The organism is Streptomyces sp. NPDC019224 (genome assembly GCF_040632605.1).
GTDB lineage: Bacteria > Actinomycetota > Actinomycetes > Streptomycetales > Streptomycetaceae > Streptomyces.
Genome location: NZ_JBEYCF010000007.1, coordinates 80,906 through 92,161 on the forward strand (window position 1 = coordinate 80,906; position 11,256 = coordinate 92,161).

Genomic DNA, 11,256 nt, shown 5'->3' on the forward strand with positions numbered 1-11,256 from the left:
GCGTGGGGCCGAGGGGGCCGTGGGGGTGAGGGGCTGCCCGGTGGATCAGGGCCGGGTGGCCTCCAGGGCGTGGTGCAGGTCGGCGGGGACGGTGCGGCCGGCGGCGGTGCGTTCGGCCGCGTAGTCGCCGAGCATCCGGGCGAGCTCCGCGTCTCCCCGCGCGCGCCGCGCCAGTCCGTCGACCGCGGCGACGGGGACCCCGGTGAACAGGCACTTCAGCACGGCGTGGCGCCAGGCGTGCGGGCCGAGGTGCGCGGCGGCGTACGGTCCGACGGCGGCGGCGACCAGCGTGGTGTCGTTGGTGCGCAGCGCGTCCTCGACGAGGGGCAGCGCGGTGGCGCCGAGGTCCAGGGCGGGCAGGGTGCGCAGGACGGCGCGCCGTTCGGCGGCGGTGCCCTGGTCGTAGAGGCGGGTGAGGGTGGGCAGCTGGGCGCGTGCCTCGACGAGCAGCAGGGCGCGTACGGAGTCGCCGTGTTCGAGTCCGCAGTGCCGGCCCGCGGCGGCGTACCGCAGTTCCCACGGCGGCACGGCGTATCCGTCGAAGGGCGCGGTGTCCGGGTGGGTGCCGGCGTGGGCGGCCTCGGCGAGCGCTTCGTCGAGCCAGGCGCGCGCGACGCCGCCGAGCAGGGCGTCGAGTTCCTTGCGGGTCAGGAGGGGGGTCCGGGTCATGACGTGCTCCCTTCGGCGCTCTCGCCCTCGCGCGGCGGACGGTGCTTGTCCAGGAAGTCGAAGGAGGTGCGGGCGAGTTCGGGCCCGGCGTGGGAGTGGCGGGGCAGCTCGACGACGGTGAGCCCGGCGTACCCGCTGTCGTCGAGTGCGGCGAGCACGGGCGGGAAGTCGATCTCGCCGTCGCCGAAGGGCAGGTGCTCGTGGAGGCCGCGGCGCATGTCCTCGATCTGGACGTGGCGCAGCCAGGGCGCGGCCTCGCGTACGCAGTCGGCGGGCGACGCGGTCTCCAGGCACTGGCAGTGGCCGATGTCGAGGGTGAGGCCGAGCGGTGCGGGGTCGCCGCACAGGACGCGCAGGTGGTGGAAGTCGGCGAGGTTCGCGAGGAGGTGGCCGGGCTCCGGTTCGACGGCGAGGGGCACTCCGGCGCGTTCCGCGGCGTCGATGACCGGGGCGAGGGCGCCGGTCAGCCGCTGCCAGGCGGTGCCGGGGTCCGTGTCGGCGGGCCGGATCCCGCTGAAGCAGTGCACGGCGTGGGCGCCGAGCTCGGCGGCGATGTCCACGGCCCGCAGGAGCAGCCCGGTGCGGGCGGCGCGCGCGTCGGGGTCCGGGTCGAGGAGGGAGGGGCCGTGTTTGCGGCGCGGGTCCAGGACGTAGCGGGCCCCGGTCTCCACGGTGACGGTGAGGCCGAGTTCCCGGAGCCGGGCGGCGACCCGGCGGGTGCGGGCGGCGAGGTCCGGGGCCATGGGGTCGAGGTGCATGTGGTCGAGGGTGAGGCCGACGCCGTCGTAGCCGAGGTCGGCGAGGAGGGCGAGGGCGTCGTCGAGGCGCAGGTCGGTGAGCCCGTTGGTGCCGTAGCCGAGGCGGAGTGTCATGTGGGGCTCACCTTCCGGGAGAGGGCGCGGGCGAGCGGGACGAGGCCCATGACGGCCAGGCCCGTGCCGGTGGCTCCGGCGCGTGCGGCGAGGGCGGCCTGGAGCGGGATCATCGCTCGGATGCCGCCGCCGACCGCCCGCTGGGTGAGCGGCGGCGAAGGATTGAGGGCGGCGTGCGCGAGGGGGCGGGCGGCGGTACGGAGGTAGGCGCCGGCCAGTGCGGTGCGCAGGAGCCTGCCGGGAGCCCGCGCGGCCGGCGCGCCGTCGCGGGAGGTCCGCCGCTCGGCCGCCATGGCGCCGCCGAGGGCGAGGACGGAGGCGAGGGCGGTGAGGGGTGCCGCGGTGGATCCGCCCCGGGTCTCGTGGCGGGAGACGGCGGTGACGGCGTAGGTGTGCGCGGTGAGGAGAGCCGCGCCGGCGAGAGCGCCGCCCGCGTGCGGGGCGGGCCGCCCCGTCGCGGTCGCCGTCGCGCCGCTCGCGTGCGGGGCGGGTGGTCCCGGCGCCGGGGCCGTCGTCCCGCCCGTCGCCGTGGCCGTGGCGCCCAGGAGCAGGTCCAGGCCGCGGGCCGCCGCCATGGCGGCCGGGCCGGCCGCGGTGTGCTTGAGCCGGAGGTCGTAGGCCCAGACGGTGGCCGCGAGGCCGGTGGCCACGGCCAGGGCGGGGCGGCCGGCGCGGGCGGCGAGTCCGAGGCCGGCCGCGGTCAGTGCGCCGGCCGCGGTGAGCGCGGCCCGGGGCGTGATCCGGCCCGAGGGGATCGGCCGCTGCGGGCGGTCGACGGCGTCCTCGTCCCGGTCGGCCCAGTCGTTGAGCGCCATGCCCGCCTCGTACAGGCAGAGTGACGCTCCCATGGCCAGGGCGGTGGAGCGGCCGGGGCGCCGGCCCACGGCGGCGGCGCCGGCCAGGGCGTCGCCCGGCACGGTGAACAGGGCGGAGACCCTGAGCAGTTCCGCCCAGGCGCGTGCCGTCATTCGGCGCCCCGCAGCCGCTCCGCGAAGGCGAGCAGGGCCAGATACTGCTCGGACAGGGCGGCGGGTCCGCCGTCCGGGTCCTTGAAGTAGAAACCGAGCTCGGGCCTGGGGCCCGTCAGGCCCGCTTCGTGGGCGCGGGCCAGCAGCCGCGCCAGGTCGAGCACCAGGGGCGCGGCGAGCGCGGAGTCGCAGCCCTGCCAGGTCGTCTGGAGCACCATGCGGGCGCCGAGGAACCCGTCGAACGCGATGTGGTCCCAGGCGGTCTTCCAGTCACCGAGCGCCGGTACGTCGTCGATGTGGACCTCGCCCTCGGGGGCGGTGCCGAGGGTGTCGGCGAGCACCCGTTCCTTGCCGGCGTTCTTGGCCGCGGCGGCGGCCGGGTCGGCGAGGGAGGCGCCGTCGCCACCGCCCAGCAGATTGGTGCCGGACCAGGCCCGGACGGGCAGGGCACGCTGGACGAACATCGGGGCGAGGACCGAGCGCAGCAGGGTCTGGCCGGTCTTGCCGTCGCGGCCGGCGTGCGGGAGGCCGCAGGCCGCGACGGCGTCCCGAAGGGCGGGGGCGCGCAGCCCGGTCGAGGGGGTGAAGTTGACGTACGGACAGCCGGCCCGGAGCGCGGCGGCGGCGTAGAGGGAACTGGCGGGGAGCCGGTCGGCGTCCGCGGCGGGCGCGGGTTCGGTGGAGGCGACGTTGATGACGACGGTGCGGGCCAGGCCGCTCCGGCGGGTGAAGTCGGTGAGGTCGGCGGCGAACGCCGCGATGAGTTCCTCGTCGGTGCGGGTGTCGCCCGGCAGGGGTCCGCCGGTGCGTATCTCCGCGTCGGCGGCGGAGAGTTCGGAGCGGACTGCGGAGGGGAGGCCGTGCGGCAGCACTCCCCCGGCGGCGAGCGCCTCGGCGCGTTTGGGGAGCGGGCAGTCCAGGGTGTCGTGCCCGCCGAAGACGAGGGAGGACACGGGTGGCAGACCGATGCCGGCGAACGGGGCGGTCTCGGTGACCATGCCCGCCGCCGGGTGGAGACCCGCCGCGAGCGCCGCGCATCCCGCGGTGGCGGTGGTGGCGACGGAGCCGCGTGCTCCGATGAACCAGACTCCGGTACGAACGGCGTGTGCTGACACGGGCTGCCTCCCTGACTGGTGGTGCCGGCTGGGCAGAGCAAGTGGCGCTGTACAGGAGGGGGCCGGGGCCCCGTGGGGCTGGTCGGGCCGGGCGGCGGGCGGGGCGTCAGGTCCCGCCCGCCGCCGGGCGGAGGGCGGTCCTACGCCGAGGGGAGTTCCTTCAGCTGGATGTCGCGGAAGGACACCTGGTCGTTGGCCCCGTGGTTCTGGAGGCCGATGTAGCCCTCCTTGAGGCTGCGGACCGGGTCGGTGTTGGTGAAGTCGTTGATCTTCACTCCGTTGAGGAAGATCTGGAGCCGTTCACCCTGGACCTTGATCTCGTAGCTGTTCCACTGTCCCGGCGGCCGCAGCACCTGGTCGCGGGCCTTGATGTTCGCGGCCTTGAAGGTGTAGATCGAGCCGGTGGTGCGGTCGACGGCGTCGGTGGCGTCGATCTGGACCTCGTAGCCGTTGTTCACCGCGGACCAGGGATCGTCGGATTCCGGGAAGCCGACGAAGACACCGGAGTTGTCGTCGCCCGCCATCTTCCAGTCGAGCTTCAGGGAGTACGACTTCAGCTCCTTGGCCTGGTAGGTCAGCAGGCCCATGCCGCCCTGGGAGCGCAGTTCGCCGTCGACGACGTCGAACTTCCCCGGGCCCGCCTGCTTCCAGCCTTCGAGCGTCTTGCCGTTGAAGATCGACCGGTAGCCCGTGTCGGGCTTGCAGTCGCCCTTGACCTGACCGGCGGCGTACCGCATTCCGCCGAGGAGCAGCCCCCGGAAGTCCGCGTCGGCGTACGACTCCTTGGTGTGGCCGAGGCCGGTGTAGAAGGAACGGCCGCCCTGGTAGGCCTGGCACCAGGTGATCGGGTGGTCGCCCTTCATGGTGCCGCCGGTGTAGGTGGTCTCGTCGAGCGTGGCGAGGACCTTCACCTTGTCGCGGGGGTTGGTGCGGTAGTTGTACAGCTCGTCGGTCCACTCCCAGGCGTCGCCCAGGTGGGCGGTGGCCGGGTGCTTGTGGTCCTCGACGCGGACGGTGACGGGCTGGATGGCGGGGTGACCGGCGAAGTACGCGCCGACGAGTCCGCCGTAGAACGACCAGTCGTACTCGGTGTCGGCGGCGGCGTGGACGCCCATGTATCCGCCGCCGGTGGCGATGTAGTTCTCGAAGGCCTTCTGCTGGTCGGCGTTGAGCACGTCACCGGTCGTCGACATGAAGACGACGGCGTCGTAGCGGGCCAGGTTGGCGGTGGTGAACTGGCCCGCCTCCTCGGTGGCGTCGACAGTGATGTTGCTGCCCTTGCCGAGTTCCTTCAGTGCGGCGATGCCCTCGGGGATCGCGTCGTGGCGGAAGCCGGCGGTCTTGGAGAAGACCAGGACGCGCTTGGCGGTCCTGTCGGGCGGGGTGTTGGAGAGTTCGAAGCTGTCGATGTCGAAGAGGGCTCCGGCACCGCCCTTGAAGACCAGGAACAGTTCGGTGGCCTTCTTCGGCACGTCGCGCAGCGGGACGTCGATGTCCTGGAACGTCTCCCATCCACCGGTCACGGGCACGGGTGCGGAGCCGAGGATCTTCCCGGTCGCCGAGCCCGACCGCACCTCGAGGAAGCCGCCGGCGCCGCCGGAGGAGATCCGGGCGGTGAGCTTGGTGGAGTCGCCGAGGATGTACGGCTCGAAGGAGATCCAGTCGTCGTTGTCGATGTCGCCCACGGTCTTGCCGCCCTCGGCGTTCGCCTTGTCGTACGTCTTGACGCCCGAGGAGTCGCTGAAGTGCTCGGCCTGCCGGTGGCGGGGCTGGAGCTGTGCCTGGTCGTGGCCGCTCAGCGCGGCCTGGCCGCCGCCCCCTCCGTCGGTGTACGAGGCGTTGATGACGCCGAAGATGTTGGCGTTGGGGTCGTGCCCGCCGTCCATCTCCGTGGCGATGGTGCCGGTGCAGCCGTGCTCCGAGGTGATCGGGTGGCCGTGGCTGTCGTGGCCGAGCACGAAGCTGACCTCGATCTTGGAGCAGTCGATGGTGCCGTCCTCGGGATCGGTGACGGTGACCTTGAACGGGATGTCGTCGCCGAAGGTGAACAGCTGGCCGTCACCCGGGAGTTCCAGCTTCACGACCGGGGCCGTGTTGCCGACGGTGATGTGGACGCTGGCCGAGCCGGTCCGCCCGGTGGGGTCCTTCGCCGTGACGGTCGCGGTGTAGGTGCCGTTCTTCTTGTACGTGTACGTGGGGTTGGCGGCCGTGGAGGTGCCTCCGTCGCCGAAGTCCCAGGTGTACGTGAGCGCGTCGCCGTCGGAGTCCGTGGTGCCGGCCGAGGAGAACTGCGCCCTCAGGGGTGCGGTGCCGGAGGTCTTGTTCACCGAGGCCTCGGCGATCGGGGAGTGTCCTCCGGTGGCGTTCTCGATGCGGTAGAGGGCGGAGTGCTCGTCGCCGCCGAACCAGGAGAGGCCGTAGTCCAGGACGTACAGCGCCCCGTCGGGACCGAAGGACATGTCCATGATCTGGGTGCCGGACCACGGGACGTCGTTGACCGACTGGACCTTGCCGTCGGCGTCCTGCTCGATGCGCTTGATCCACCGGCGGCCGAACTCGCCGGCGAAGAAGTCGCCGTCGTAGGCCTCGGGGAACTTCACGGGCGAGTCGAGGTCCGGGTCGTAGTGGTAGACCGGTCCGCCCATCGGGGACTCGGAGCCGGTGCCGAACTCCGGTACGGAGCCGCCGTCGTACGGGATCCAGGCGGCCTGCGCCGGCGGCAGGTCGACCAGGCCGGTGTTGTGCGGCGAGGTGTTCTTCGGGGCCGCGCAGTCGAAGGCGGCGCCGGAGGTCTTCGTCGCGAAGTCGTAGTCCATGTAAGGGTCGTTGGCACCCGTGCAGAACGGCCAGCCGAAGTTCCCGGCCTTGGTCACCCGGGCGAACTCGACCTGTCCGGCCGGTCCGCGCTTGGGGTCGGCCGCGCCCGCGTCGGGGCCGTAGTCACCCACGTAGACGATGCCGGTCTTCCTGTCGACGGAGAAGCGGAAGGGATTGCGGAAGCCCATCGCGTAGATCTCGGGGCGGGTCCTGTCCGTGCCGGGCGCGAAGAGGTTGCCCTCCGGGATGGTGTACGAGCCGTCATCGGCGACCTTGATGCGGAGGATCTTGCCGCGCAGGTCGTTGGTGTTGCCGGAGGAGCGGCGGGCGTCGAACGCCGGGTTGCGGTCCGGGCGCTCGTCGATCGGGGTGTAGCCGTCGGAGGCGAAGGGGTTGGAGTCGTCGCCGGTCGACAGGTACAGGTTGCCCTCGGCGTCGAAGTCGATGTCGCCGCCGACGTGGCAGCAGATGCCGCGGGACGTCTTGACGTCGAGGACCTTCTTCTCGCTGCCGAGGTCGAGCGTGCCGTCCTCGTTGAGGACGAAGCGGGAGAGCCGGTTGACCCCGTCGAACTTGGCGAAGTCGGCGGCGGTGCCGGTCTCGGGGGCGTCGCCGGCCGGGGTGTCCAGCGGGGGCGCGTAGTAGAGGTAGATGGCCCGGTTCTCGCTGAAGTCCGGGTCGACCCCGATGCCCTGGAGGCCTTCCTCGTCGTGCGAGTAGACGGGGATGACACCGGAGATCCGGGTGTTGCCCGCGCTGTCGGTGATGCGCAGCTCACCGCTGCGCGAGGTGTGCAGGACGCTGCGGTCGGGCAGCACCGCCAGGGACATGGGCTCGCCGGTCTCGGCGGCGCCCTTGGCGAGGGTGACCTGCTGGAAGTCCTCCGCGGCGGGGGCAGGCGCGGGCTCCTCGTGGGCGGCGGCGGTGCCCGAGGCGGCGCTCAGGCTCAGGGTCGCGGCGGCGAGGAGGCCGCCGGTGAACAGGGCGAGGGACTTGCGGACGCGGAGCCTGGTGCGGCTCCCGGATCCGCTGCCGGATGCAGTTCTGGATCGGTGCACGTGTGTCCTCCGGAGAGTGCCGGTGGTACGGGCGGGTACTGCAGTGCCGTTCCGCGCGGGGACTGCCGCGCAGGTCAGCCGGGGCCTGCGGGGCACCGGCGACTGAGGGGACTTATGTCATGTATGCGTCTTGGACGGTTTGGACGGTAGACCTGTTCGTCCGGGACGGATAGCCCTTATGCAGGAACTCGTCGAACTTTTTCTCTGGTGTGGACAAAGGGGCGCGCGGGTAGGGATGATCACCCCGCCCAGCCCTTCGCGCAGCCGCGGCTCCGCCCCGGGCCCGTGGCTCCAGGGCCTGGTCAGGCGCGGTCCGCGGCGGCGGGACGCAGCCGCGCGCGTGGCCCGGCGGTACACCGGCACCGCGGGCGAGGTCACCACTTGCCGGCCCGGGCGGACTTCGAGCGGCGCCCGGCTGACTGCTACGCGGTGCTCGCGAAGGACGCCCTCGCCACCGCCGCGTGAGGTGGCGCCGCCTCGGCGTGTTTCCACTGGGCCACGGACGGAACGGAGCACCGGTGCCGGGCCCCCTCCCCCGGCGGTGGGCTCAGCGGGGAGGTATAGGTCCCGCCCGCCACGAGGCCGGCGGCGGCCATGTCGTCGTACACGGCCAGGATCAGGTCCCTCGTGCGGTAACCGCCGTACCGCGCCTCGTCCTTGCGCCGGACGATGGGGAAGGTGTCCAGGATGTGACCGGTGTCGGCGCGGCCGATTCCGTAGAGGTGGAAGAAGAACGCGTCGAGTTCGGCGCGGATCCGGCTGCGGCGTTCCCCGTCCCAGCGGAAGGGGGCTCCCGCGTCGCCGAGGTCGGCGGCGAAGGGGCGCATGTCGTGGGCCGTGTAGGTGAGTTCCAGGACCCTGGGGATCAGGAAGTCCGTGTGGCGGTGGGCGATCGCGGGCGGCAGCACCGGGAGCTGGCGGATGTAGAAGAAGTTGAGGTTGAGCCCGGCGGCCTTCTGGCGGGTCACGTAGTCGTAGACGAAGGAGTTGAAGTGGGCGGCCAGGGCGGCGCTGTCCCGCGAGGACCTGGTGCGGAGCAGGAAGACGGAGTCGCCGATCGCGGCCGGGGGCAGTATCGCGGAGATCATGGTGCGCTGGTTGGTGGGGCTGCTGATACGGAGGAAGGCGAGCCAGCCGGGCGGGGCGTCGGGCGGTGTGTCGGCCCGGTCCACCCAGTTGCCCGGCAGGGCGAGACGGGACGCGGAGGCCCAGGCGTCGGCCGTCAGGTAGCACGGCTGGTTCTGGCGTTTCACGGCGGTGGCACTCTTGACCACGTCCGCCGCGCGGTGGTTGTAGGCGTCGACCATCTTGGCCTCGTACAGCGGCAGCATGGCCCGGTCCCCCCTGACGAAGGCGTTTCCGGCCGGCCGCCAGCCGGTGGCCGTCAGCTCGTCGCAGGTGCGGAAGCGGTGCGAGTCGTCGGCCATGTGCAGCATCGTGCCGAACGTGACGCCCCACGGGTTGCCGTCCGGGGCGCCCTCCTCGACCAGGACGGGGACCCGCGCGTAGATCCCGAGGGTGATCTCGGCATCCCGGCGGGAGCGGAAGACGGGGCAGGTGCCCGTGTTGGGGTTGAGGAGCGCGATCTCCTCGGGCGTGAGCGCGAACGCCTTTTCCTCCTGGTCGAGTTCGGCGGGCTCGCGGAGGAAGAAGGCGAACCTGGCGGCGGGTTCGCGCACCGCGCGCCCGGTCAGGGACAGGATGCTGAACTTGAACGAGCGGTGGACGTCCGGGAAGACGGGTGCGGCGTTCTCGAAGTCGTACAGGGCGGCCAGCGCGCCCTTGACCACCAGGTCCTTGAAGAAGAACTGGGTCGTCGCGTCCGTGGCGATGCCCGTCGGCACGATCACGCCCATCCGGCCCCGCGGACCGGTCAGCGTCCGGCCCGCCTCGGCGAAGACGGCGTAGGTGTTGATGTCGCCGCGGCCGGTGAGCGGGTACCGTCCGCCGTTGCGCAGGAAGTGGCTCGTGCCCTCCGCCATGCGTTTCGCCGCCTCGAACCCGGTATGGAGGGCGGTGCGGTCCACGTCCTCCTTCAGCGCGGCGATCAGGCGCTTGCGGGCCGCGGCGGTCTTCGCGGCGGCGATCTCCGCATCGTGCTGGGCGAAGAACTCCTGCTCCTGGAGCTTGATGCGCTCCCACGGCGGGTTGCCCAGGACGCAGTCGAAGCCACCGGTCCACCCGGTGGCCGCGTCGACGCCGTCCCCGGGGCCGCCGGCGCCGAAGACCTCGGGGAACTCCAGGTGCCAGTGGAAGAACCGGTACTGGTCGCGCAGCCGCACGATCTCCTCGTGGGTGGAGCGGGGCGCGTCCCGCAGATCGCGGAAGACCGCCTCGGTCACCGCCGGCGGGGCGTCCGCCGTCTCGCGCCACAGGAAGGCGGCGCACCAGGCGTCGGCGACGTGCCGCGCGCGTGCGTGGTCCGCCGGCCGGCCGGCCTCGCCGCACGAGGCGGCCCGCTCGGCCCTGTTCCGCTTCTTCAGGGCCCTGGCGCACCCCTTGTCGTCGCCGCTCACAGGCGTGAACGCCTCGTCCGGGATGCCGCGCCGCAGCAGGCTCGGCGTGGCGCCGATCAGGGCGTTGCCGTGCTTGACGCGCTCGTCCAGGAAGCCCAGCGGACGGCCCGGCTCCAGGGCCTCCAGCCACAGCGACACCTTGGTCAGTTCGACCGCCATCGGGTTGAGGTCCACCCCGTGGACGCAGCGGGCGACGACCTCGTGGAGGGCACGGCGGACCGCGTCCGGGGTTGGTTCGGCGGGGTGTTCGCGGACCGCCGCGACCCGCGCGGCGATGCGGCGGGCCGCCGCCACCAGGAAGTGGCCGGAGCCGCAGGCGGGATCGCAGACGGTGAGCGAGAGCAGTTCCCGGGCGACGTCCTCGGACGGGTCGGCGGCACCCGTCGCGGCGGCCGCCTTCTCGCCGCGTGTGACGGCGGCGTCCAGCACGGGATCGAGGGTGGCGTCGAGCAGGCACTCGACGAGCGCGGACGGGGTGTAGTAGGAGCCGGTCGTCTTACGGGTGTTGCCGGGCAGCCCGACGAGTTCGAAGGTCCGGTCCGCCGCGTCGGTCCGGGGGACGAGCTGGAGGAGGGATTCGTAGACGGAGCCCAGTTCCTCGGCCTCCAGGCGGCGGAAGTCGACCGCACGCCAGTTGCGCGTGCCCGGGTCCTGGACCTGGGAGAGGTGGCGCACGGCGGTCAGCAGGTGCTCGTCGGACAGGGCCAGGCCGTGCAGCGGGGCGTCGGCCTCCGTGGCGTCGAAAAGGCCGCCGAGGCCGGGCAGGCCCAGCTCGGGGCGGCCGTCGGCGTCGCCGAGGGCGTCCAGGACGGTCCGCAGGGCCGCGTACAGCTCGCCCTCCTCCGTGCCGCGCCGCTCGCGGGCGTGGGCGCGGAGGCGGGCCGACGAGAAGTGCGTCGCGTACCGGGCCCGTCCCCGGGCGCTCGCGTCCGGGGGGTGCAGGGCGTCGCGGTCCTCGGCGACGAAGACGAAGAGGAGGCGGTGGACGAGGCGCAACAGGGCCTCGTACAGGGCGTGGGCGTCGGCGTTCTCGCGGAGGGCCGCGTTGGCGGGGTGGCGCAGGAAGCCGGTGCCCAGGGTGGTGAGGGCGGTCCGCACGCCCTTGCGGAGCCGGTCCGGGGGCCGGCTGCTGGCGGTGGCGGGCATCAGGCGGGCTTCCCGGCGAGTCGGTGGGAAAGGGACGGGTGCGCGGAGGCCGGTGGGACACCGCCACGTGGGGCGGCCCCTGCCATCAGGGCCGC

Annotated in this window: 6 protein-coding genes; all 6 read right to left on the reverse strand. The window is 73.1% G+C overall.

Annotation, left to right across the window (positions count from 1 at the left end; genetic code table 11):
• Positions 1 to 45 precede the first annotated feature (45 nt).
• Entirely contained in the window at positions 46 to 669 is a 624-nt protein-coding gene (locus ABZ564_RS06805; protein ID WP_360850596.1) for an EboA domain-containing protein, read from the reverse strand.
• A complete protein-coding gene (locus ABZ564_RS06810; protein WP_360850599.1) occupies positions 666 to 1,541 on the reverse strand; it encodes a sugar phosphate isomerase/epimerase family protein in 876 nt (291 codons plus the stop codon). Before ABZ564_RS06810 ends, ABZ564_RS06805 begins: the two co-directional genes overlap by 4 nt.
• Complete coding sequence (locus tag ABZ564_RS06815) at positions 1,538 to 2,509, reverse strand: SCO3242 family prenyltransferase (RefSeq protein WP_360850602.1); 972 nt, start codon at positions 2,507 to 2,509, stop codon at positions 1,538 to 1,540. The genes ABZ564_RS06810 and ABZ564_RS06815 overlap by 4 nt, the downstream gene beginning before the upstream one ends.
• Positions 2,506 to 3,624 (reverse strand): inositol-3-phosphate synthase, encoded by a 1,119-nt coding sequence (locus ABZ564_RS06820; RefSeq protein WP_360850606.1) that lies wholly within the window; start codon positions 3,622 to 3,624, stop codon positions 2,506 to 2,508. Before ABZ564_RS06820 ends, ABZ564_RS06815 begins: the two co-directional genes overlap by 4 nt.
• 140 nt (positions 3,625 to 3,764) lie before the next feature.
• Positions 3,765 to 7,499, reverse strand: a complete 3,735-nt coding sequence (locus tag ABZ564_RS06825) for a ThuA domain-containing protein (RefSeq protein WP_360850609.1) — start codon at positions 7,497 to 7,499, stop codon at positions 3,765 to 3,767.
• Positions 7,500 to 7,921: 422 nt separating this feature from the next.
• Positions 7,922 to 11,161, reverse strand: coding sequence for a DNA methyltransferase (locus ABZ564_RS06830; protein ID WP_360850613.1), 3,240 nt, complete (start codon positions 11,159 to 11,161; stop codon positions 7,922 to 7,924).
• Positions 11,162 to 11,256 lie beyond the last annotated feature (95 nt).